At 70.5% G+C, this 22,274-nt stretch carries 19 protein-coding genes; 12 read left to right on the top strand and 7 right to left on the bottom strand.

Annotated features, from left to right (window positions below):
• The first annotated feature begins 22 nt into the window (after positions 1–22).
• The 5 genes from MYF83_RS15920 (at position 23) to MYF83_RS15900 (ending at position 10,652) form a co-directional block, all read left to right on the top strand.
• Positions 23–634, top strand: coding sequence for a hypothetical protein (locus MYF83_RS15920; RefSeq protein WP_248961126.1), 612 nt, complete (start codon positions 23–25; stop codon positions 632–634).
• Positions 635–887: 253 nt separating this feature from the next.
• Positions 888–5,474 (top strand): PDDEXK-like endonuclease domain-containing protein, encoded by a 4,587-nt coding sequence (locus MYF83_RS15915; protein ID WP_248961125.1) that lies wholly within the window; start codon positions 888–890, stop codon positions 5,472–5,474.
• Positions 5,471–6,412 carry a tetratricopeptide repeat protein gene (locus MYF83_RS15910; RefSeq protein ID WP_248961124.1) on the top strand — a complete coding sequence of 314 codons (942 nt, stop codon included), beginning with the start codon at positions 5,471–5,473 and terminating at the stop codon, positions 6,410–6,412. Before MYF83_RS15915 ends, MYF83_RS15910 begins: the two co-directional genes overlap by 4 nt.
• A gap of 320 nt (positions 6,413–6,732) precedes the next feature.
• Positions 6,733–8,580 (top strand): N-6 DNA methylase, encoded by a 1,848-nt coding sequence (locus MYF83_RS15905; protein WP_248961123.1) that lies wholly within the window; start codon positions 6,733–6,735, stop codon positions 8,578–8,580.
• A 137-nt stretch (positions 8,581–8,717) separates the two neighbouring features.
• The gene (locus MYF83_RS15900; protein WP_248961122.1) at positions 8,718–10,652 is read left to right on the top strand and encodes a hypothetical protein; all 1,935 of its coding nucleotides are present in this window, start codon (positions 8,718–8,720) and stop codon (positions 10,650–10,652) included.
• 18 nt (positions 10,653–10,670) lie between these two features.
• On the opposite strand, the gene MYF83_RS15895 is transcribed toward MYF83_RS15900, so the two are convergent.
• Positions 10,671–11,531, bottom strand: a complete 861-nt coding sequence (locus MYF83_RS15895) for an aldo/keto reductase (protein ID WP_248961121.1) — start codon at positions 11,529–11,531, stop codon at positions 10,671–10,673.
• Between the two features lie 107 nt (positions 11,532–11,638).
• On the opposite strand from MYF83_RS15895, the gene MYF83_RS15890 reads away from it, so the two are divergent.
• From MYF83_RS15890 to MYF83_RS15880, 3 genes are all read left to right on the top strand, one after another.
• Entirely contained in the window at positions 11,639–12,535 is an 897-nt protein-coding gene (locus MYF83_RS15890; RefSeq protein WP_248961120.1) for a LysR family transcriptional regulator, read from the top strand.
• A gap of 120 nt (positions 12,536–12,655) precedes the next feature.
• Positions 12,656–13,210 (top strand): Fur family transcriptional regulator, encoded by a 555-nt coding sequence (locus MYF83_RS15885; RefSeq protein ID WP_248961119.1) that lies wholly within the window; start codon positions 12,656–12,658, stop codon positions 13,208–13,210.
• The gene (locus MYF83_RS15880) at positions 13,185–14,354 is read left to right on the top strand and encodes a VIT1/CCC1 transporter family protein (protein WP_248961118.1); all 1,170 of its coding nucleotides are present in this window, start codon (positions 13,185–13,187) and stop codon (positions 14,352–14,354) included. The genes MYF83_RS15885 and MYF83_RS15880 overlap by 26 nt, the downstream gene beginning before the upstream one ends.
• A 49-nt stretch (positions 14,355–14,403) precedes the next feature.
• Here MYF83_RS15880 and MYF83_RS15875 read toward each other — a convergent pair whose 3' ends face one another.
• Positions 14,404–15,141: a sulfite exporter TauE/SafE family protein gene (locus MYF83_RS15875; RefSeq protein WP_248961117.1), complete on the bottom strand. Its 738-nt coding sequence runs from the start codon at positions 15,139–15,141 to the stop codon at positions 14,404–14,406.
• On the bottom strand, positions 15,141–15,302 hold the full coding sequence (locus MYF83_RS15870) for a hypothetical protein (RefSeq protein ID WP_248961116.1): 162 nt from the start codon (positions 15,300–15,302) through the stop codon (positions 15,141–15,143). The genes MYF83_RS15875 and MYF83_RS15870 overlap by 1 nt, the downstream gene beginning before the upstream one ends.
• A gap of 162 nt (positions 15,303–15,464) precedes the next feature.
• On the opposite strand from MYF83_RS15870, the gene MYF83_RS15865 reads away from it, so the two are divergent.
• From MYF83_RS15865 to MYF83_RS15855, 4 genes are all read left to right on the top strand, one after another.
• Positions 15,465–16,595, top strand: coding sequence for a HesA/MoeB/ThiF family protein (locus MYF83_RS15865; protein ID WP_248961115.1), 1,131 nt, complete (start codon positions 15,465–15,467; stop codon positions 16,593–16,595).
• A gap of 85 nt (positions 16,596–16,680) precedes the next feature.
• Positions 16,681–16,803: a hypothetical protein gene (locus MYF83_RS42740; protein ID WP_279339581.1), complete on the top strand. Its 123-nt coding sequence runs from the start codon at positions 16,681–16,683 to the stop codon at positions 16,801–16,803.
• Positions 16,804–16,872: 69 nt separating this feature from the next.
• The gene (locus tag MYF83_RS15860) at positions 16,873–18,063 is read left to right on the top strand and encodes a hypothetical protein (RefSeq protein ID WP_248961114.1); all 1,191 of its coding nucleotides are present in this window, start codon (positions 16,873–16,875) and stop codon (positions 18,061–18,063) included.
• Between the two features lie 47 nt (positions 18,064–18,110).
• Positions 18,111–18,749 (top strand): DUF6879 family protein, encoded by a 639-nt coding sequence (locus MYF83_RS15855; RefSeq protein ID WP_248961113.1) that lies wholly within the window; start codon positions 18,111–18,113, stop codon positions 18,747–18,749.
• A gap of 18 nt (positions 18,750–18,767) precedes the next feature.
• Here MYF83_RS15855 and MYF83_RS15850 read toward each other — a convergent pair whose 3' ends face one another.
• From MYF83_RS15850 to MYF83_RS15835, 4 genes are all read right to left on the bottom strand, one after another.
• Positions 18,768–19,514, bottom strand: a complete 747-nt coding sequence (locus MYF83_RS15850; protein ID WP_248961112.1) for a collagen-like domain-containing protein — start codon at positions 19,512–19,514, stop codon at positions 18,768–18,770.
• 185 nt (positions 19,515–19,699) lie between these two features.
• Positions 19,700–20,197, bottom strand: coding sequence for a hypothetical protein (locus MYF83_RS15845; RefSeq protein WP_248961111.1), 498 nt, complete (start codon positions 20,195–20,197; stop codon positions 19,700–19,702).
• Between the two features lie 75 nt (positions 20,198–20,272).
• Positions 20,273–21,280, bottom strand: a complete 1,008-nt coding sequence (locus MYF83_RS15840) for a 1-aminocyclopropane-1-carboxylate deaminase (RefSeq protein ID WP_248961110.1) — start codon at positions 21,278–21,280, stop codon at positions 20,273–20,275.
• A 110-nt stretch (positions 21,281–21,390) separates the two neighbouring features.
• Positions 21,391–22,017, bottom strand: a complete 627-nt coding sequence (locus MYF83_RS15835) for a GntR family transcriptional regulator (RefSeq protein ID WP_248961109.1) — start codon at positions 22,015–22,017, stop codon at positions 21,391–21,393.
• Positions 22,018–22,274 lie beyond the last annotated feature (257 nt).

Below are 22,274 nucleotides of genomic sequence, written 5' to 3'. Positions count from 1 at the left end.
CCTTCACGCAAGGAGAACGACCATGTTCCGCCGTTTACTCGCCCTGCTGACCCTGGCCGCCGTCGCGTTCACCACCGGTGGCGTCGGCGCGACGTCCGCCTACGCCGACACCAAGTACCGGGGTGAGGGTGACCAGGTGCTGCGCATCCGCGCCACCAAGAAGCCCGGTGTCATCCGTTTCACCCATGACGGTGCGGCCAACTTCATCGTCTACACGATCAAGCCGAACGGCCGGAAGGACGCCCTGCTGGTCAACGAGATCGGTCCCTACGACGGCACCGTGCTGTACAACGCCTACGCGAGCAAGGGCGTCATCGGCCTGGCGATCAAGGCGGACGGGGCCTGGACGGCGACCTTCAAGCCCGTCTCCGGCGCCCGCTGCTGGTGCTCGGCGACCCTGCGCGGCACCGGTGACCAGGTGCTCAAGCTGAGCCCCACAAGGGGACTGCGCACCATGCGCGCCACTTACGGCGGCGACGCCAACTTCATCGTGTACGGCTACACGCGCCTCGGCTCCTACCCCGACCTGCTGGTCAACGAGATCGGCGCCTACAAGGGCAAGGTGCTGCTCCCCACCGGCACCCGCCTGGTGACCGTCAAGGCCGACGGCCCCTGGACCCTGGTCCGCCGCTGAGAGTTGCCAGGAGCCGTCCGGGCTCGTCGCGCGAGAGAAGGAGCGGCGGACGGACACCGCCCTCACTCCCCTCTCGACCTGGCAGATCGACGCAATTGAACTGTTACACCGTTCCAAGTAAGCACGGACAGCCGAGGGCTAACATCTTTCACGCTGCAAATTCTTGAGAGCCAAGAATGGGCGAGAAAGGCGGCGGACAAGCGCTGGTCTCACCGAACGGCACGCGCAGAATCGACCTGAAGGAGAACCCCGCATGACCACGCCGGCGTCTCGCGCCCGTGACCCTCTTCTCGTCGATGCGACGACCCGGCTGGTGGAGTTCCTTCGCGAGCTCGCGACCGCCCGGCACCCGCCGATTCGGGATCTGAGGAGTCACGGCCAGGTCCTCTGGCTGGCCGACCTGCCGAGCACGGTCGATCCGCACCGCGCGGCCGGGCTCGGCGAGGTGTTCCTCTCGGTTGATCACGTCCGGAGCACGCCGCCTCCCGCACCGCCCGAGGTGCTCGACAGGTGGCTGCTCGAGAACCAGGTCAGCGACCCTGATCTGGACGCGCCGGAGCTGGCAGGGAACGGTCCACGCGACGTCGAGGAAGCCGGCGAGGACGGGGAGCCGCGGCTGCGGCGGGAGACGCAGCGGGACCGGCCGGACGTCGTCGAGGCGTACGGCGGGTGGCTGCCGCGGTGGCAGGCGTGGGCTGAGGAGGAACGCCGGCGAGTACGGCAGCAGACCTGGCATCGCGACCTGTACTCGATCTCCATGCAGCTTGCCCAGCTCGACGACGAGTGGGAACTGGTGGTGGCCACCGGCCTGCTGTCCTGGATCTCTCCCGACGGCACGCGAGTCCGCGACCATCTGCTGTCCACCCGCGCCCACCTTCGGGTGGACCAGGACACCGAGCGCATCGACGTGGTGCTCGGTGAGACGGCCGCCTCGCTCAGGGATCGCGAGTTGCTGGCCGATCTCTCCGGGGTCACGCCGCACCGTACCGACCGCCTCCGGCAGCGCGTCCGTGAAGGCGAAGGCGTCGCACTGCAGGGTTCGGTGACCGACCTGCTGACGTCGTGGTGCGACCGGGGGCTGGAGGCGGAGACCGAGTACGTGCCCGACTGGGCTCCGTCCGATGCCGCCACGAGACGTGCGGAGGTACGGCCGGCTCCCGCGCTGGTCCTGCGCAAGCGTGACCGGGGCTCGCTGATCTCCTACTACGACGCGATGATCGCCACGTTGACCGGGCCGGACCCGCAGGCGCCTCTCGGCTTCGCACAGCTCGTCGGTGCGCTGGAGCCGGCCGAGCGCATGGCCTTCCTGCGGGAGCGGGGAGTCGCCACGAGCGGCTCCATCGGAGATGATCCGCTGTTCCCGCTGCCCGCGAATCCGGAGCAGCGCACCATCATGACCCGGCTGCGCACGGACAACGGAGTCGTCGTCCAGGGGCCGCCCGGCACGGGCAAGACCCACAGCATCGCGAACCTGCTGTCGGCACTGCTCGCCCAGGGCCAGCGGGTGCTGGTGACCAGCCAGAAGGCCCAGGCGCTGCGGGTGCTCCGCGACAAGCTTCCCGAGGAGATCGCCAAGCTGTGCGTCTCCATGACGGATCTCGGCCGCGGCGGGTCGGCGGAGCTCGAAGGCGGCATCAAGGCACTCTCCACCCGTTTCTCCTCCTACGACTCGGGCCGGCAGGGCAAGGTGATCGTGGAAAGACGACACCAGCTGGACGCCGCCCGCCGTACGAAGGCCTTGCTCACGGAGCGGATCCGCTCGCTCCGCGAATCCGAGACCTATGTCCACCCGGAGATCGCGAGTGGCTACTCCGGAACGCTCGCGAAGATCGTCCAGCGTCTCGGGCAGGAGGGGCCGGAGTGCTCCTGGATGCCCGTGCCCCTTCCGGCAGGAGCGGCGACGGTGCCTCCCGTCTCCGTCGGCGATGCCGCCGAACTGATCGAGTTGCTGGCCTCGGAAACGCCGCAGCGCAGGGCGAGACCCACGCAACGCATCCCCGAGGTGGCCTCGCTGCCCGGCCCGGAGAAGCTGAAGGGGCTGATCGCGGCCGAAGCCGCCGCCCAGGGGCTGGCTCGGCAGGCCCAGACCGAGATCTCAGAACGGATCGAGCACCTCGACCTCCCACTGCTCACCCATCTCGAAATCGTCGCGGCCGATGTCATGCGCCTGCTGCGACAGCTCGGCCTGCCGGAGAACGTCACGGAATGGGACCGAGGCGACTGGATCGTCCACGCGCTGACCGACGCGTTCGCCGGCCGCGAGATGGCGGTATGGAACCAGCTCGCCGCGCATACCGCCCGTCTCGCCGAGGCGCGGCGCGCCGTGGACCTGATCGGTTTTCGCACAATCGAATACCCGGTCGCGGAGACGGCGGGAGGGATAGGCGCCATTCTGCAGTCCGCCCGCGCACTGCGCGACCACCTCGCCGCGGGCAACCAGCTCAAGCGCGGGCTGTTCAGGCCCGCCGTGCAGAAGCAGGCCGAACCCTGGCTCGCCGGCACGCTGGTCGACGGGATCACCCCGTCCAACGCCGAGTTGCTGTCGCTGGTCGTCGCCGACCTGGAAGGCCGCGCCGCCACCGGCGAACTCCTGCGCGGCTGGGCGCTGGTCGGCGTCGACTTCCCCCGTGATCTGCCGCTCCAGCGTACGGTGGCGCAGCTCGGTGACGCCCACGACAAGTTGGACCGGGCACGCCAGATCATGGTCGCGGTGAGCGAGAGCGCCGGACAGCTCAGTCGAGCGGGCCTGCACCTGAGCTTCCGCACGCCGGAGGAGTGGCTGTCCTACGCCGCCGCGCTGGGCGCCGTACGGCTGCGCATCGAGGCCGAGCAGGCGACGTCCGAGCTGGACGACCTGCACTCCGTCCTCGTACGCGAGGCGGGTGTCGGCACTCCCGCTCCCGAAGTCGTCGAGGCCGTGAACGCCGTGGCCGCCCGGGACGGGGTCACCTACCAGCTGTGCCTGAGCGCCCTCGCCAGCGCCCAGAGCGAGCTGGCCGAGCAGCGGCGCTGTGACGAGCTGACCGGCCGGATCCGCGAGGCTCATCCTGCGCTCCTCGACCTCCTTACCAAGCAGCGGGCATGGCGGCCGGAGTTCTCCGCCTGGGACCGCGCCTGGGCTTGGGCCAAGGCACAGACATTCTTCGCCGAGCAGCGCAAGCCTGGGCTCGAACGGCGGCTGGAGTCCGAACTGGAGGTCGCGACCGCTCAGGAGATGCGGCTCACCGCCGAACTGGCCGCGGAGCAAGCCTGGGACGCGGCGTTGGGCAGGATGGACTCGCGCCAGACGACGGCCTTGAAGGCGTACCAGGACCACATGAGCAAGCTGGGCAAGGGAACCGGCCGGTACGCCGGAAAGTACCTCTCCTTCGCCCGCGAGGCGATGGCGGACGCACGCGGCGCGGTGCCCGCCTGGATCATGCCGTTGCAGCAGGTGCTGGAGACGATCCCTCCTACCCGTGACTCCTTCGACGTGATCATCGTGGACGAGGCCAGCCAGGCGAGCATCGACGCGCTGTTCCTCCTCTGGCTCGCGCCTCGGGTCATCGTGGTCGGCGACGACAAGCAGTGCGCCCCCTCCGTCGTCAGCCACGGTGAGCTGGAGCCCATCTTCGCCAAACTGTCGACATATCTGCCCGACATGCCCGCCTACCTGCGTGGCGCGTTCACCCCCAAGTCGAGCCTCTTCGATCTGCTGGCGACCAGATTCGGTTCGGTCCTGCGGCTTAAGGAGCACTTCCGGTGCATGCCCGAGATCATCGACTTCTCGTCGCGGCAGTTCTACGACGACGAGCCTCTCGTACCGCTCCGCCAGTTCGGCGCCGACCGGCTGCCCCCGCTCAAGGTCGAGCGAGTCGCGGAAGCGTGGAGCGAAGGGACGAACACCCGTCTGCGCAACCCCGCTGAGGCAGAGGCGATCGTGGCCAAGATCGTCCAATGCGCGGAGGATCCGGCCTACGACGGCAAGACCTTCGGCGTCGTCGTGCTGCAGGGAACGGGCCAGGTGCAGCTGATCCACAACCTGCTGCTCGACCGCATGGACACCAAGGAATGGACCGCCCGGCGGCTCCGCGTGGGCACGCCCCCCGACTTCCAGGGCGACGAGCGCGACGTGGTGTTCCTCTCGATGGTGATCGCCGAAAAGCGCGCCGCGGTGACGAGCACGGACTGGCAGCGCAGGTTCAACGTGGCGGCCTCCCGGGCCAAGGACCAGATGTGGCTGTTCCACTCGGTCGGCCCCGACCTGCTCTCGCCCGTCTGTCTCCGCCGGTCGCTGCTCACGTACATGACGAACCCACCGGCGCCGCTCATGTCGGGCCTGCTCACGGACGTGACCGCGGACGAACCTCACCGGGACTTCGACTCGCTCTTCGAGCAGCGGGTCTTCCTGCGGATCCGGGAGCGCGGCTTCCACGTGGTCCCCCAGGTCGAGGTCAACGGCCGCCGGATCGACCTGGTAGTGAGCGGCGCCAAGGGCCGGCTCGCGGTCGAGTGCGACGGTGACTTCTGGCACGGCACCGCCGAACAACTGGAGAACGACCTCGACCGGGAACGTGAGCTGAAGCGGGCGGGCTGGCGGTTCTGGCGCGTACGCGAGAGCGAGTTCTATTTCAACCAGGAGGCCGCGCTGGAGTCCCTTTGGGACGAGCTCGATCGCCGAGGTATCGCCCCCGGCCAGGTGCAGGAGAGCGAAGAGGACACGACGGCCCCCGCTTCGTGGAGCGCGACGGCCCTCTCGACGACCGAAGGCTGGGACGGGCTTGAGGACGGCGATCCCACCGACATGGACGAGTCAGCCCTCCGGCCCCACAGGTCCGGCAGGGAGAAGATCAACGGATGAGCGCGGACCTCTGGGAGCGGCTGTCCGCGGCGGTCCGGGACATTCCCGCTCCGCGAGACGACCTGATGGTCGAGTTGCCGTCGCACCTGGAAGACGATGACGAGATCGCCGCCTTCCAGGCTTTCACCGATCTCGCCGCGTCGTCGGCGCACTGGACCAAAGCATGCGACCACATCTCGGAGATTCTGGGTGAGCACCCGCGGCTCGCGCCCGTGGCGGTGACCGCCGCCCTCAATTCGGAACAGCCAGAGGCGTTGGTCACGCCCCTCACCTCGCTGGTGAACTCGTGGTACCTGTCCCTCGATCTTCTGTCGGCCCTGTCGGGGTCCATCCCCTACGGCGTGCCGTACCTCAACGAGCTCGCCGTCATCGTGCAGACCGACCTGACCAAGGCACTGCGCGAGCAGGCGGAGCACGACCCTGACGAGTGGCTAGAGTCACTCGCGCTGTCCTTGAAGCATTTGAGCGTGCACCTCGGAGACGTCGGGCACGGCGCGGACGCGGTGCTGTCAGCCGAGGAGGCGGTCGCCATCTGCCGTCGGCTCGCACGCACCGATATCGAGACCTACCGGCCGCTCCTCGCCGATGTCATCGACGATTTGGCGGTGGCCCTGCAGAGGACCGAACGACACGACCGCGCCGTGGAGTGCCAGCAGGAGGCGATCGCCCACTATCGCATTCTCGCGGCAACGGATCCGGACACCTATGTGCCGATCCTGGCCGACATGCTGGTACGGCTCTGGAGGCGGCTCACCGCGGCCGGCGCCGACGGTCTGCCGGCGCTCGCCGAGGCCGTCGGCACATACCGCGACCTCGCCGCCGAGACGCCGGAGAGGTACGTTCCCCTCCTCGCCGACCTGCTGAAGTCTCTCGCGGATGGTCTCAAGGCAGCCGGCCGGGACGAGGAGGCGCTAGCGGTCCAGCGCGCAACCTCGTGATCACCGGCCGCTACAGTGAGGCTGTGATCGCCTACCACGAGGCTGTCGCGCTGTTCCGCTCATTGACGGCAGCCGATACGGAAAGCACGAACCTGATCTCGCCCAGAGCCTTCATTGGCTCGCCAGGTCCCTGCACGCCGTCGGCCGGCCGCGAGAGACACGGCAGGCGGCTGGGGACTACCGTACATACCTGAAGCGTGAACCCTCTACACACGTCGAGCAGACGTGGCAAGCCAATAGATCCTCTACAGTACGTGGCATCCACGCGCTGGTCGAGTCGACGTGAAGGCACGTCGCTACGGAACACGGGGAGGGCCTCGATGGGCGAAGACGAGGCGACCGTCACCTCGGCTGACATCGCACGCATGGCAGATGTCGGCCGTGCCGCAGTGAGCAACTGGCGGCGGCGGCATGAGGACTTTCCCGAGCCGGTCGGCGGGACGGCGACCAGCCCCACCTTCTCGCTGAAGGACGTCGAGGCGTGGCTGCTCGGCCAGGGCAAGGTCGAGCACCTGCCTCTGCGAGAGAGGGTCTGGCAGCAGATCAGGGCGGCCACCGAGGAGATCCGGCTCGGCGAGGTGACGGCCGAGGCGACCGAGCTGCTGCGCGGTCATGGCAAGCCGCGGCTGGTCCCGCGGCCCGCGTGGAAGCTCATCAAGGAGTACGCCGAGGAGGAGGGCACCGCCGAGGCGACCAGGTTCCTGCTGGACCGCTACGCCGATGTGCACTCCCGGCGGCTGGCCGAGACGCCCGCCGAGGTGGCGGACTTCATGGTGAAGCTGGCCGGCCAGGATGTCCGGACGGTCCTCGATCCCGCCTGCGGGCTGGGCATGCTCCTGGCCGCGATGGGCGGGACGGAGCGGGTGTACGGGCAGGAGTACGAGGACGCGCTCGCCCGGCTCGCGCAGGCGCGCATCGCCCTGGCCGGGGTCGAGGGCGAGGTGCGGACGGGCGATTCCCTGCGCCAGGACGCCTGGCCGGGGGTGACCGTGGACGCCGTGGTGTGCCACCCGCCCTTCAACGAGCGCAACTGGGGATACGACGAGCTGGCGAGCGACCCGCGCTGGGAGTACGGCCTGCCTCCCAAGTCGGAGTCCGAGCTCGCCTGGGTGCAGCACGCGCTCGCCCACCTGAACCCCGGCGGTGTCGCGGTGATGCTCATGCCCGCCATCGCCGCCAACCGGCGGTCCGGCCGGCGGATCCGCAGCAACCTGCTCCGCCGGGGCGCGATCCAGGCCGTGATCGGCCTGCCGCCGAAGATCGCGCCTGGCACCGGCCTTCCCGTGCACATCTGGGTGCTGCGCAGGCCGGCTGGTGACGGCCGCACTCCGTCACGCGTGCTGATGTCCGAGGCCGAGCCGGCCACGTTCGACACGATCGTCGAGCGGTGGCGGGAGTTCCAGGCCGATCCGGACCGCGAGATCGACCGGCCCGGCGAGAGCCGTACCGTTCCGATCATCGAGCTGATCGACGAGGACATCGATGTGACCCCGGCCCGGCATGTGGGCGTGGCCGACAGGGCGGCGGGCGACTACCTCTCCTTCCGCGACGAGTTCCTGGGCCGCCTTCAACGCCTGGCCGCGCTGGTGCCCGCCGCGGTCCCCGGCAAGGCCCGGGAGATGCCGATGGTCCCTCTCTCCGAGCTGGAGCGCACCGGAGCTCTCACGATCCACCAGTCCGGCCGGTACGACGTCGACGGCTCCGGGGAGCCCGTGCTCGACGCCGGCCGGCTGTTCGCGGGCGGGCCTGTGCAGGCACGCACGCGGCCCGAGAACAGGATCCTGGTCGAGCCGGGCGACGTGGTGATCGCGACGCGTGACCGGGAGATCGCCGCCCGGGTGGTCGAGGAGACCGGCCTGCTTCTCGGCCCGCGCCTCACCCTCATCAGGCCCGACCCGGACCGCCTGGATCCGTACTTCCTCGCGGGGTTCGTCCGCACCTTGTCGGTGGCCGCCGGCGGCACCCAGTCGGGCCTGACGCGCTTCGAACCGCGACGCGCCCAGGTGCCGCGGCTCCCCCTGAAGGACCAGCACCGGTACGGCGAGATGTTCCGCAACCTCTTCGCGTTCGAGGCGGAGCTGCGCGAGGTGAACGGATCCGGCCTGACGGCGGCAGCGTCGGTCGCCCTGGGCCTGGCCAGCGGCACGCTGACCCCTCCACCTGCGTGACCGTCGTGATCACGGAGCGCGTTGCTACCTTGCGTGAACGAACGAGCCGTCTCTGACATCCGAGCGGGTGCGGTTCGCGTCCAACTGTCACGGGGTCCTGGCCGTAACTCTCACCATGGCAGGACGAAGGGCGGACAGTGAGGTCCACGACACGGCTGTACCAGGCGGTTCTGCGCGACAGAGCCCGGCCCATCTGGGTCCGGCTGCATCGCGCCTTCTCCCAGTGGGGAGAGGACAAGGGCTTCCCGGCCGCCGACGCCGCACGGCAGAAGATCGAACACGAGCTCGCCGGGGCCCGGCTGAGCATGGAGCGCCGTGACGGCTGCGGGCGGTACGTCCTTGCGGAACCGCTTGACGGCGGCCGGCTGTGCACCAAGGCGATCTTCCTTGACGGGACCGATCGGACGCCGGGATGGGTGCTGGTCACGGTCGAGCAGGAGGGCGGCACTCCCACCGGCGCCAAGGCACCAGGGTTCCTTCCGGCCTACCTGCGCACCGAGCGGATCACCGACGGCGCGATCCATCTGGAGGATGCCGCGGTCGTCTTCGACGAGCCGGAAATGACCCATTTCATGCGCATCTTGACCGAACCCCGGCGCCGCGCGCCGATCGCGGTGGTCACCCCCGACGCCGGCAGCGCCGCACGCGCGGAGTGGCTCGCGGCGGCGGTGGCCGGAGCCGCTCTGGTGGTCCGCCTGGCCGACAGGCACACCGAGGAGCTGTTCAACCAGGCGGTCGGCAAGGAGCTCGGGGTGTACAGCGGGGCGATCCGCACCTACGCCGCCCCGTTCGACCCCGCGACGGAGCGCAATACCTACCGCCACCCGCCGATGCGCCCGGCGAAGCTGCGCGACGAGGGCGAGGCCGCTCTGGCCACGATCGCCGACGGCATGCTCGGCCGGGCCGCTGGGGTGGACCTTCCCGACGAGGTACGGCGCTCCCTTCCCGTCGTCCTGCGGGTCCTGGCGGGACGGTCCTCCGTGAGCGAGCTGGCGAGCGCGATGGATCCGCGCCCCGCGCCGCCCGATGCGGCCCGCGAGGAGCTCCGGCGCAAGATGATGGCCCTGACCGTGCGGCGCGCGCCGGCCGTCGCGCCCGCTCCCCCTGCCGGGCCGATCGCCGAGCCGGTCGGCGACCCCGTCGCGGATCCCGCCGCCGTGGCCGCGAAGGCCGCGCCCGTACCGGTGCCAGATCAGGTCGCGCCGGTGGAACCCCGCCCGGAGCTCGCTCACGAGGTGGCGGATCTCGTGGTCAAGAAGGTACGTGACGAGCTGGACAGCGCGCTCGAACTCGCGGCCGACCTCGACGCCACGCAGCGGCTGCTCCGCGAGGTGCGCACGCTCGGCCTGCGCCTGGACGGTGTCCTCAACCTGGTGATCACCCCGCGTGACCTGCCGGAAGATCCGGAGGACCCGGAGGACCCGCGAGTCGCCTACGCGCTGCTGCAGGAGGAGTACGCCGAGGCCGTGGACACGGTCCGCACGCTGACCGAGCGGGTCCGGTGGCTGGAGCGCGAGCTGGCCGGGCTTGGGCATCCCATGTACGGGGTCCCCGCCCCCGAGGTGGTGTTCCGGCCGGGCAGCCTCGCCGAGACCCTGGTCGAGGCCCGGTCGCGGCTCACCCATGTGGTGATCGGAGACACCGACCCCTCGGCGGTACGCCTGGACCTCACCTATCCGGGCATGCGCCGCACCTGGGCCGGCAAGGCGTGGGACGCGCTCCACGCCCTGAACGACTTCGCCCGCGCGCGGTCCAGCGGCGCGTTCTCCCGCGGGTTCTACGACTGGTGCGCCGTCGGTGATCCCGGCCGGTACACGGTCCCGGCCGGGATGCTCGTGATGCGGGAGTCCAAGAGCGTCACCAGCCGGGACAAGTTCCGCGACCCGCGCACCTTCCCGGTGCCGGTCGAGGTGGACGCCCGTGGCGAGATCCTCATGGAGGCCCATGTCAGGCTACGCGCGGTCGGGTATCCGGCGCCGCGCATGTACTTCCACGACGACTCAGGTGGCGCCACCGGGAAGGTGTACGTCGGCTACCTCGGCGCGCACCTTCCCAACACCCGCACCAACTGACGACCGGGACCCGCGCCGTCAGGCCGCGTCGAGGCGGGACAGCTCCTCGGGGGACAGTTTCAGGTCCACCGCGCCGACCGAGTCGCGGATGGTCTCCGGGCGCGAGGAGCCCGGGATCGGGATCACCACCGGCGCCTTGGCGAGCATCCAGGCCAGGGACACCTGCTGCGGGCTCACGCCGTACTCCCGCGCCACCTCGGCGAACACGGCGAACCGCGAGCCGAGATCACCGGCGTGGGAGATGCCGCCCAGCGGGCTCCACGGCAGGAAGGCGATGTCCATCTCGGCGCACAGTTCGAGCTCCGGCTCGCTGGACCGGAACGCCGGCGAGAACTGGTTCTGCACGCTCACCAGCCGCCCGCCGAGGATCTGGTCGGCCTGGCGGATCTGGTCCGGGTTCGCGTTCGAGATGCCCGCGAAGCGGATCTTGCCCGCGTCCAGCAGGTCGCGGATCGCCCCGACCGACTCCGCGTAGGGAACCTTCGGGTCGGGCCGGTGGAACTGGTAGAGCCCGATGGCCTCGACGCCGAGCCGCTCGAGCGAGGCGTCGCACGCGTTCTTCAGGTACTCCGGCGAGCCGTTGAGCGTCCAGGATCCGTCGCCGGGACGCAGGTGACCGCCCTTCGTGGCGACCAGCACGTCGGAGGTGTCGCCTCCGTAGCCCGCGAGGGCGCGCGCGATCAGGGTCTCGTTGTGGCCCACCTCGTTCGCGTCCCGGTGGTAGGCGTCCGCGGTGTCGATCAGGGTGACGCCGGCGTCGAGCGCGGCGTGGATCGCCGCGATGGAACGCTGCTCGTCAGGGCGTCCTTCGATCGACATGGGCATCCCGCCGAGACCGATCGCGCCGACCTGGACGTCGCCGATGCGGCGAGTCTGCATGAGAGTTCCTCCTCGAAGATGACTGGAACATCGCCAGTCTGCTATTCCCCCGATTAAGCTGTCCAACAGAAGAAACTGATCTAATTGAGCAGCATTGGTGATGGATCATGGAACTCCGCCAGCTCGAGTACTTCGTCGCCGTCGCGGAGGACTGCCATTTCACGCGGGCGGCCAAGCGGTTGCACGTCGCGCAGTCCGGACTGTCCGCCTCGATCCGCTCTCTGGAGCGCGAACTGGGCGCCCCGCTGTTCCTGCGCAGCACCCGGCAGGTCGAGCTGACCCCCGCCGGCCGGGCGCTGCTGGTCGAGGCGCGGCGGGCGCTGTCTGCCACCGACGCCGCCAAGGACGCCGTCGCGGCGGTGCGGGGGCTGCTGCGCGGCAGCCTGGCCATCGGTTCGCTGCAGTGCCTGCACGTGGTGCACCTGCCGGCCGTGCTCGCCCGGTTCCTGGCCGCGCATCCCGGCCTGGAGATCAGCATGCGCCACGGCGGGTCCGGCGAGCTGATCGAGCAGGTGCGGGCCGGGCGGCTGGATCTGGCGTTCGTCTCCCGCCCGGCCCGATGCCCGGACGACGTCGTATTGGAACCGCTCGCCGGTGAGCCGCTGGTGCTCGCCTGCCCGCCCGAGCACCCGTTCGCCGCGCGGGCGCAGGTCGAGCCGGTGGAGTTGCGTTCGGAGAGGTTCGTGGACTTTCCTCCTGACTGGGGCACCCGCGACCTGGCCGACAGCGTGCTCGCCGCAGCGGGCGTGGACCGCCGCGTCTCGCTCGAGGTGACCGACGTGCATTCGCTGCTCGACGTGGTGACCTTCGGGCTCGGCGTGGCGCTCGTGCCGCAGTCCTTCGCGGTCAAGACCGACCGCGTGCACTTCGTCGGGCTGGCCGGGAACGTCCCGGCCTGGGAGACCGTCACCGTCACCGGCGACCCGACCAGCGCCGCCGCGGCCGCCCTGCTAGAAGAGGTCAACCTGGCCAAGAGCGGCCGCCTCTCCCCCGCCGCGGTCTGACGCGCACAGGACGCCACGGTCCGACGCGCACAGGACGCCCTCCGACGGAGCACAAAGGGGCTTCCCGCAGGTGGGTGTAGACTTATTTGTACATAGTCCATGTACAAATAAGTCACCGGGATGAGGATGACGGTGGTGGCGGGAGAGTTCACCGGCGAGACGGTGGCGCGACTGCGGGAGGCCGGGCTGCGGGCCACCCGGCCGAGGCTCGCCGTGACCGAGGCACTCCGGGCGATGGGCGGGCACCACACGGCGGACGAGGTGCACGCACACCTGGTCCGGCACGGCGTCGCGCTGCCCCGCACCAGCGTCTACAACTCGCTGATCACACTGGCCGACCTCGGCGTCGTGCTGCGCGCGGACGTCGGGCCGGGCGCGGCCGTCTACGAGGTCGCCGAAACCTGGCACCACCATTTCGTCTGCCGGCGCTGCGGGCAGGTCAGCGACGTGTCCTGTGCCGGCGAGGCGAAGCCCTGTCTCACCCCGGATGACGAGGTGGGCGAGGTCGACGAAGCACAGATCATCTTCCGCGGGACCTGCCGCCGCTGCCTGTCGGAAGGCTCCGCCGGCGGCCCCGCGCAACCTCGAGCGACACATCGATCGGCCCCGGGCGGCTCCCCGCGCGGTGACCGGGCTGGAGACATCCACCATGAGCGCCGAGACCCACGACACTGACATCCAGCACCACACCCCTCCCGCGGACCGGCGAGCGGCCGCCCGCTTCCGCGACGCGCTCGACTCCGAACGGCAGAGCGCGGCCCTCTACCGGGGACTCGCCGCGGGTGCCACCGGAGAACGGCAGCAGGTCTTCCTGCAGCTCGCCGCCATCGAGGAACGGCATGCCGCGCACTGGGCGGACAAGCTCACCGGCCTCGGCGAGCCGGTGCCGGAGCCTGGCCGGTCGGGGTTGCGCACCCGGCTGCTGTCCTGGCTGGCCCGGCGGTACTCCGTCGACGCGGTGCTGCCGATCGTCGAGCGGGCCGAGCACGCCGACGCGGGCCTGTACGACGGCGACCCCGACGCCTTGCCGAGCATGGCCGTGGACGAGCGCTCGCACGCCCGTGTGCTGACCCGGCTGCGCGCGCGGGACACGGGGGCGGAACCGGGCGGCCCGGGGATCGCCCGGCGCGAGCGCTGGCACCGCTCCGACCGCTCCGGCACGCTGCGCGCGGCCGTGTTCGGCGTCAACGATGGCCTGGTGTCCAACACCTCTCTGGCCATGGGGTTCGCAGGCTCCGGAGCGTCCGGCAGGACGATCCTGTTCGCCGGGCTGGCGGGGCTGCTGGCCGGCGCGTTCTCGATGGCCGCCGGCGAGTACATCTCCATGCGCAGCCAGCGGGAGTCCTACGAACGCGAGATCGCCCTGGAATCGGAGGAGCTGCGCGACGATCCTGAAGCCGAGGCGGAAGAGCTCGCGCTGATCTACCGGGCCAAGGGCCTCGACGAGGAAGAGGCGCAGCGGGTCGCCACGACCATCATGAAGGACCACGACGCCGCCCTTGAGACCATGGCACGCGAGGAGCTCGGTCTCGATCCCGGGGAGCTCGGCTCGCCGTGGTCGGCCGCGCTGTCCAGCCTCATCGCCTTCGCTCTCGGCGCCGTCGTGGTCGTCATCCCCTACCTGTTCGGCTCCGGCACCGCCGCGCTGGTCACCGCGGTGATCCTGGCCGCCGCCTCCCTGTTCGCGGTCGGCGCCGTCCTCGGGCTGCTCAACGGCCGGGCGCCTCTACGCGGCGGCGCACGGCAGTTGCTCATCGGCGGAGGCGCCGCCGTGGTCGTGTACCTCATCGGGCACGCGATCGGCACGGGAGGCGTCTGACCCGCGTACGCGACACCGGATCCGGCACACCAGGCGCACGGCGGCGAGGTCAGAACATCAGGCGCACGGCGGCGAGGAAGGTGAGGGCGAGGGTCACGCGTTCGAACCAGGTCCTGTCGATGCGCCGGATTATCGCCCGGCCGGCCGCGGCGCCCACGAGGACGGCGGGGGCCGTCGCGGCGGCGAAGGCCAGCGTGGCGGGGGTGATGAGCCCCAGCGCGACGCTGAACGGCACCTTGAAGGCGTTGAGCAGCAGGAACAACCAGGCGCTGGTGCCGAGGAAGCCCAGCATCGGCAGGCCGGTCGCCAGGAAGTACACGGCCATGATGGGGCCGGCGGCGTTGGCGGTCATGGTGGCGAAGCCGGCCAGGATCCCGGCCAGGGCGGCCGCCGTGCGGTTGTGGCCCAGCGACGCTTCCGGCCCGCGGCGCCGGTTCCAGAAGTGGATGGCGATGAAGGCCAGCAGGATCGCCCCGATGATCCTTCTCATCTGTGTGTCGTCGACCCAGCGGACGACGACGGCGCCGGCCACGACTCCGACCGCGAGCCAGGGGAAGAGCCTGAGCAGTTTCGGCCAGTCGGCGTGGCGCCGGTAGGAGACCACGGCGACGACGTCGCCGACGAGCAGCAGCGGCAGCAGCATTCCCGTGGAGCTCTTCGTCGGCAGCACGAGCGCGAACAGCGCGACCGCGACCGTACCGGTGCCGGAGACGCCGGTCTTGGCGACCCCCACGAGGATGAGGGAGAAGATCACCACGGCCCACTGCGCGAGGTCGAGGGACGGCATCAGCCTCGCCCTGCGCCGTACTGTCCGGCCGCGCGCACCGGGTCCGGGACGTGCCGGCGCGGGACGCGCTCACGCCTGGTCTGCTCGCGCAGGACCTGTTCGCCCGCAAGACGCTCACCCGGGACCTGCTCGCGTGGCACGAGCATCACAAGGGGCATCATCGCTCTGATCTGTAGTAACTCAGCACCACGGCAGGATACGGGCAAGACACCTCTTTTCGGACAACTGGTCATTCGTGCCCGTGAGTGGTCCGCCCCCATGGGACGGTGGCCGCCGCGCCCTTGACATGATCGCCGGAACCTCGATCCTTCGAGGTGGAGGTGGTGTCCTTGCTTCGTCCCCGGGTGAAGGCCGAACATCGGCCGCACCGGTACGCCGACGGCACCGTGCGCATCGGCGGGGAGATCTACGGCCTGGCCGCGGAGATCGACGACCCGGACGGGTGGGTCTGGGCGGCGCTCTCGCTCATGGACGGGACCCTGCCGGTCGCGCAGATCACCTCGCGGCTCGCCCTCGCCTTCCGCGAACTGTCCGCCGCCCAGGCGGAGTCCCTGGTCGCCCAGCTCATCGCCTCGGGCTACCTCGAGGACGCGGCGGCCGTGCCCCCGCCCGAGCTCAGCGCCCGGGAGGTGGACCGCTACAGCAGGAACCACGCCTTCTTCCGGCAGGTCGACCTCGCGCCCCGCGAGCACGGCTGGGAGGCGCAGCTGAGGCTGAGGAACGCCCGGGTGGTGGTGCTCGGGCTGGGCGGCACGGGCAGCCACGCGGCCTGGGCGCTCGCCGCCGCGGGCGTCGGCCGGCTGCACTGCGTGGACCCCGACGTGGTGGAGCCGTCGAACCTGAACCGGCAGGTGCTCTACGGAGAGGCCGACATCGGCCGGGCCAAGGCCGATGTCGCCGTACGCCGGCTCCGTGCGGTCAACTCCGACGTGACGATCACCGGCGAACGCCTGCGCGTCGGCGGCCAGGAGGAGCTCGCGGAGCTCGTCTCGGGCGCCGACATGCTCGCGCTCTGCGCCGACGAGCCGCGCGGCCACGGCCTGCGCGTCTGGGCCAATCGGGCGTGCGCGAGCGCGGGCATCCCGTGGGCGGGCGGCGGGTACAGCGGCCCGCTGGTGACGGTGGGCGTATACGAGCCCGGCCACCCGTGCTACGAGTGCGTCAGCGCGGGCGAGCGGGCACGGCGCCGCCCGGGCACGCCCGTCGACCTGGGAGGGCCAGGGGTGATCGCCACCTCGGCGGGCATCTCCGGGCACCTCGTGGCCCACGCGGTGATCACGCAGCTCACCGGGATCCCCGCCATCCCGCCGGGGCGCATCGGCGGCCTGAACCTGATCGCGCCCGACCACCTCATCGACGTCCGCCATCCCGCCCGCGACGACTGCCCCGTCTGCGGCCGGGAAGCGACGCCGCCGAAGCCATTCGGGACGGGTCTTACCGGGCCTGGGCCTTGATCGCCTCTTGACCCCGTTCGCCGGGGCGCGGAAAATCCGGCGTATCCCCATCAGGCAAGAGAAGCCTCTCTACGGAAGGTGCCATATGACTCACGGCGAAAGCGAGTTCCAGCCCTCCGAGAACGAGAGCGAAGCGAAGGCGACGATCACGATCCGCCGGCTCGACAAGATCGAGACCACCGCTGACAGCTCTGGCAACTCCAACTGATCGAGCGGCGATCGGTAGGCGGGCGCAGGCCCGCCTACCGATCCTCGTTCACCGGAGGATGCCTCCATCATGACCCTGGTCCAGCTCCACGAGCTCGGATTCCGCCGCGACGGAGACGAATGGATCGTCGGCCGCGTCGAGTCCGGCGACTTCGTGGCCGTGCCGCACGCCGGACTCCGGGCGATCCAGTCGCTCCAGCAGGGCAGGTCCGTCGAGGACACCGAGCGTCATCTGCTTCAGGAGACCGGGACGCGGCTCGACGTCGCGGGCTTCGTCGCCGGGCTGACCGAGGCGGGCCTGGTCGCGGCCGTCGACGGCCGTGCCACCGGCTCACCGGTGCCGCCTCCCCCGACCCTGCCGCGCCTGACGGCCCGGCACGTCCGGTGGACGCTGAACCCGTGGCTCCATCTCGCCATGGCGGTGACCATCCTGGCCGGGGCCCTCACGCTCGCCCTACGTCCCGATGTCATGCCCGGCTGGCGTGACCTGCTGTGGAGCAGCCACGGCACGGTCGTACTGCTGACGCAGGTGGCGGTGGGCTGGACCCTGATCTTGCTCCACGAACTCGCGCACCTCACGACCGCCCGCGCCGCCGGGGTCCCGGGAAGGATCCGCCTGGGAACCCGGCTGCAGTTCCTCGCGGCGCAGACGGACGTCTCGGGCATCTGGCTGGCGGAACGCCGGGTGCGGCTGACGGTGTACCTGGCCGGCATGACCCTCGACGGCACCATCTGCGCGATCAGCGTGCTGCTCATGGTCGCCACCGGCGGGCATCCGCTGCTGCCGGTCGTCATGCTGACCTCGCTGACCATGGTGGCGACGCAGTTCCTGGTGTTCATGCGCACCGACGTGTACTTCGTGCTGCAGGACCTCACCGGGTGCCGGAACCTGTACCGCGACGCGGGCGCGTACGCGCTCCATCTCGTCTCGGGCCGGCGCCGGGCGGACCCCCTCGCCGCCCTGCCCCCGGCGGAGCGCCGTGTCCTGCGCTGGTACACGCCCCTGGCCGTGCTCGGGACGGTCGTGTGCGTCTCGATCGCGGTCCTCGTCACCCTGCCCGCCACGCTGGCCCTGCTGGTACGGGCACTGGAGACGCTGTGGCGTCCGGACGGCCCCGGCGTGGTCGCCGACGCGGCGGTGGCACTGGCCGTCATCCTGGGTTTCCAGGCGCTCTGGGCGCGGGCGTGGTGGCTCCGGCATGGTCACCGCGTACGGCGTGCCCTGACCACCTCGCGCCTCACGACGGCGTACCGGAAGTGAACCGACCACACACCCTGGTTCCGCAACAGCCCGCAAACGGAGGAGTCTTGGACCCGTTCCACCGTCTTCGGACCGCCGAAGCAGAGGTTCTGCCCGTCGCCGAATACCAGGAGGAGTTCGACGAGGTCTTCGCCAACGCGCGTGACACCATGTGGAAACTCGAACGAGCGCAGGAGTTCTACGAGCCCGACGTCGAGAGCTGGCGCGCCATGATGGAGGGCGACTGGGACCGCTCGCTCGCGCTGATGCAGGAGCGGTACGCGCCGCTGGCGGAGATGTACGCCAGGAGCCCGGAGTTCCGTCGGCTGCGCATCGTGGAGACCCCGGTCACGCCCTACCTGCAGTGGGAGATGCACTTCCTGGCGCTACGGCTGGCGGCGGGCGAGCGGATCAGAGTCCTGCCCGCCGGCGCCGTGCACGACCTCGAGCGGCGCGCCCCGCTGCCGGAGCTGGTGATCTTCTCTCGCTCGCTGTGCTACGAAGTGCTGTACGACGGGATCGGCCTGCACACCGGGGCGCGCAGGGTGACCGGCCCGGATGTGGTCGGCCCCTGCCTGGACGCGCTCATGGGCCTTTACGACCAGGCCGAGCACCTGGCCGACTACCACAAGCGGGAGGTCGTACCGCTGGCGCCGCCGCTGACGGAAGGCGGCGGAATCCCCCACTGGTTCCGCCGCCCCCACTAGCGTTCCGGGACGTGTGCGCTAGACGCAGATGACATACACAGCGCCGCCGCCGTTCTTTCCTTCGACCTGCCAGCCGGTCGGCTTGCCGCCGGACATGACCGGTGCGCTGGTGTACACCTGAACGCTGCCGCTACTGGAGAAACCGCCACCTGTAGCGAATTTTCCACTGGCACAGTAGACGATCTTGGAACCTCCCTGGCCGCCGAAGTTGAAGTTCGTGCTCTCCACCGTCGGGGTGACGGTGCCGCCCGAACCCGGCTCGCCCTTGGGCCCGGCGGGACCCTGCGGGCCTCGTGCGCCGTCCTCGCCGTCCTTGCCGTCCTTGCCATCGGCGCCCTTCGGACCGGCCGGACCGGTGTCACCCTTCGGGCCCTGCGCGCCGTCCTTGCCGTCGGCGCCCTTAAGACCCTGCGCGCCGTCCTTGCCATCGGCGCCCTTGGCACCCGCCGGACCGGTGTCACCCTTCGCGCCCTGCGCGCCGTTGGCGCCCTTAGCGCCTTGCGGGCCCATCGGGCCCACCGTGCCGTCGGCGCCGGCCGGGCCCTCCTTGTTCCACCAGAACTTGACCTCGGAGTCCTTGCACTTGGTGGTGACGCCCACGATGCGGATCAGCCTGGTCGTCTTGTCCATGCAGGCGTATATCGGTTTGGCCTTGGCGGAGGCGGTCGCGGACGCCACCGCGCCGCTGCCGGCCACCAACGACCCGGCGAGCACGCCCACACCGGCGATCGCGAGGATGCGCGCGCCAGGCAACTTGAGAGCCATTTACCTCTCCTATCGGAGGAAGCCCGGCCACTCCGGTCTCCCAACGTGATGAGGCTATTGGACCGGTCTAAACGACCACACCGGCAACAAAGGATCGATTTAGCATCAATTGTCCCAGGCTGCCTTTCTCCGCGTCGCCGACGTTGGCAGCCAAGCCGCCCAAGCCGGTGCCCCAGGCGCTCGGGTCAGACGAGAGGCAGCCGCAGCATCGCGCCGTAAGGATCGAGGTCGGTCTGCATGGGGAGCCGGAAGGGAACGTGGTCGGGGCGGGGGTCGAAGCAGACCAGGTTGTGCCGGCCGGCCAGTTCCAGGACCGCGCGGCAGATCTCGCCGGCCCGGGGGAAGACGATGGACATCACCACGAAGTCGTCGCCGACCGTCAGCGGCGTGGCCCACGGGGAGGTCTGGTAGTCGCCGTCGGTCAGATCGGGATAGTCGCCGGTCAGCGCGTCGTAGAAGGCCAGAACCTCCGGCGCCGGCCCAGCGGCGCCCATGACGGTGCCCTCGCCACCCGGCCGCTCAGCGGCGGCTGTCGCCGTACCGTTGGCCGAGGGCTCCGCGGTGTCCGGCAGCGCGCCACACCCGCCGAGCGATTCACCCGCGCACCAAGCCGCGTACTTGCGTGCCGCCTCTTCCGCGGTGATGGGCGTGCGCTCGTACCAGACTCCGAGATCCACGCTCACAGACGTCCCTGCCTTCACCGACGGCGTTCTCCGGAAAGTCGGATCCTACGGGTCACGGACTCCTTCGCCGGACTGTCAGCGGAACAGGCCACTGTAGGCGTTGAGGGCTGGCTGCCCGCCGAGGTGCGCGTAGAGGACGTTGGAGTCCTTCGGGATGTCTCCGTCGCGGACCAGGTCCACCAGCCCGGCCATCGACTTGCCCTCGTACACCGGGTCGAGGATGACGCCTTCGAGGCCACCGGTGAGCCGGATCGCCTCCAGAGTGGAGTCGACGGGAATGCCGTAGCGGTCCCCCGCCCAGCCCGACAGGACGGTGATCTCGTCATCGCGCAGCTCGCGGCCGAGGCCGATCAGCTCCGCGGTGTTGCGGGCGATCTTCTCGACCTGGGCGCGGGTCTCCTCCGGCTTGGCGGAGGCGTCGATGCCGATGACCCGGCGGGGACGGTTGTGGCCGGCGAAGCCCGCGACCATCCCGGCGTGGGTGCTGCCGGTGACCGTGCACACGATCACGGTGTCGAAGAAGACGCCCAGCTCCCGCTCCTGCGCCTCGACCTCCCGCGCCCAGCCGGCGAAGCCGAGGCCGCCCAGCGGGTGGTCCGACGCGCCGGCCGGGATGGCGTACGGCGTGCCACCCGCCGCGCGCACCTCCTCCAGCGCCCGGTTCCAGCTGTCCTTCACGCCGATGCCGAACCCGGCGTCGACCAGCTCGACCTGGGCGCCCATGATGCGCGACAGCAGGATGTTGCCCACCTTGTCGTTGACCGGATCGGGCCAGTCGACCCAGCTCTCCTGTACCAGCCTGGCCTTCAGGCCGAGCCTGGCGGCGACCGCGGCCACCTGGCGGGTGTGGTTGGACTGCACTCCCCCGATGGTCACCAGGGTGTCGGCTCCCTGCCGCAGGGCGTCGGGGACGAGGTACTCCAGCTTCCGGGTCTTGTTGCCGCCGAAGGCCAGGCCGCTGTTGCAGTCTTCCCGCTTGGCCCAGATGCGGGCTCCGCCGAGGTGCGCGCTGAGCCGGTCCAGCGGGTGGACCGGGCTCGGGCCGAAGAGCAGCGGATACCGGTCGAAGTCGTTCAGGGACATGTCGGCTCCTGGTGATCGGTCGGAGAACGGGATGGACGGTCAGCCGGACAAGGGGGGTGTCGACGGAGGTGGACGGTCAGCCGGACAAGGGGGGTCGACGGGGTGGACGGTCAGCCGGACAGGGGGGTGTCGAGGATCGGGACGAGGGTCTCCCAGTTGGCCCGGGTCGCGGCCGCGGCCGCCTCGGCGTCCCCGGCCGCGGACAGCTCGATGATCCTTTCGTGCTGGGCGACCGACGAACGGCCGCTGAGCGAGGAGAAGCGCAGCCGCTCGACGCGGCGCAGCACGGGGGTGAACTGCTCGAGCACCGCGCGTAGCGCCAGGTTCGCGCTGGCCGCGACGGGGATCGCGTGGAAGTCGTCGTCCGCGGCGAGGGCCGCCTCGGCGTCGTCGCGGCGCAGGGCGGCGGCGAACCGCTCGTTGGCCTCGCGCATGGCGTCCAGCTCGGCGGCGGAGAGATCGGGCACCGCCTGGCGCACCGCCAGCTCATGCATGGCCGAGGTCACGGCCTGGGCGTCACGGACGGCGCGGGCGTCCAGCGGGCTGACGATCGTGTACCGCCCGGGCTTGGTCTGTACGAGCCCGGCCTGCTCCAGGCGCGCCAGCGCTTCCCTGATGGGTGTGCGGCTGATGCCCAGCCAGCCGACGAGATCGGCGTCGTTGAGGCGCTCGCCGGGGGCGAGGGTGCCGTCCACGATCGCGTCCCGGATCGCCCGGTAGGCATCCTCACGGAGCAACGTCCTGCTGACAAGCCCACGATCTTGAGGTACCGGCATGCAATATATTGCATATGGCTGGAGTCATCCCTGTCAACCCTGACCACGACACCACTCCGCGAAGCCGGCCGGTCCCCGCCGTTAGCGGCGCCGGTTTCGCCGCACCACGTCCCACCGTCCCGGCGCCGACCGATTCCGGCAGACATGCCGGCGGAAGAAAGAGGACGCCGACCGCACGGGCGGCCAGGGCGGGGGGTGAGGTCAGTGGGGGGTGCCAG

Source organism: Sphaerisporangium perillae, assembly GCF_023276435.1.
GTDB classification, from domain to species: domain Bacteria; phylum Actinomycetota; class Actinomycetes; order Streptosporangiales; family Streptosporangiaceae; genus Sphaerisporangium; species Sphaerisporangium perillae.
The sequence above is the reverse complement of the archived record's forward strand: the minus strand, read 5'-3'. Positions and strand labels throughout refer to the sequence as shown.

Excerpts from the sequence above, each read along its gene's own strand:
- MYF83_RS15915 (WP_248961125.1), top strand. The coding sequence starts at position 888 with ATGACCACGCCGGCGTCTCGCGCCCGTGACCCTCTTCTCGTCGATGCG.
- MYF83_RS15910 (WP_248961124.1), top strand. The coding sequence starts at position 5,471 with ATGAGCGCGGACCTCTGGGAGCGGCTGTCCGCGGCGGTCCGGGACATT.
- MYF83_RS15860 (WP_248961114.1), top strand. The coding sequence starts at position 16,873 with ATGACCCTGGTCCAGCTCCACGAGCTCGGATTCCGCCGCGACGGAGAC.
- MYF83_RS15885 (WP_248961119.1), top strand. The coding sequence starts at position 12,656 with ATGAGGATGACGGTGGTGGCGGGAGAGTTCACCGGCGAGACGGTGGCG.
- MYF83_RS15920 (WP_248961126.1), top strand. The coding sequence starts at position 23 with ATGTTCCGCCGTTTACTCGCCCTGCTGACCCTGGCCGCCGTCGCGTTC.
- MYF83_RS15895 (WP_248961121.1), bottom strand. The coding sequence starts at position 11,531 with ATGCAGACTCGCCGCATCGGCGACGTCCAGGTCGGCGCGATCGGTCTC.
- MYF83_RS42740 (WP_279339581.1), top strand. The coding sequence starts at position 16,681 with ATGACTCACGGCGAAAGCGAGTTCCAGCCCTCCGAGAACGAGAGCGAA.
- MYF83_RS15870 (WP_248961116.1), bottom strand. The coding sequence starts at position 15,302 with ATGATGCCCCTTGTGATGCTCGTGCCACGCGAGCAGGTCCCGGGTGAG.
- MYF83_RS15850 (WP_248961112.1), bottom strand. The coding sequence starts at position 19,514 with ATGGCTCTCAAGTTGCCTGGCGCGCGCATCCTCGCGATCGCCGGTGTG.
- MYF83_RS15840 (WP_248961110.1), bottom strand. The coding sequence starts at position 21,280 with ATGTCCCTGAACGACTTCGACCGGTATCCGCTGCTCTTCGGCCCGAGC.
- MYF83_RS15905 (WP_248961123.1), top strand. The coding sequence starts at position 6,733 with ATGGGCGAAGACGAGGCGACCGTCACCTCGGCTGACATCGCACGCATG.
- MYF83_RS15880 (WP_248961118.1), top strand. The coding sequence starts at position 13,185 with ATGAGCGCCGAGACCCACGACACTGACATCCAGCACCACACCCCTCCC.
- MYF83_RS15890 (WP_248961120.1), top strand. The coding sequence starts at position 11,639 with ATGGAACTCCGCCAGCTCGAGTACTTCGTCGCCGTCGCGGAGGACTGC.
- MYF83_RS15875 (WP_248961117.1), bottom strand. The coding sequence starts at position 15,141 with ATGCCGTCCCTCGACCTCGCGCAGTGGGCCGTGGTGATCTTCTCCCTC.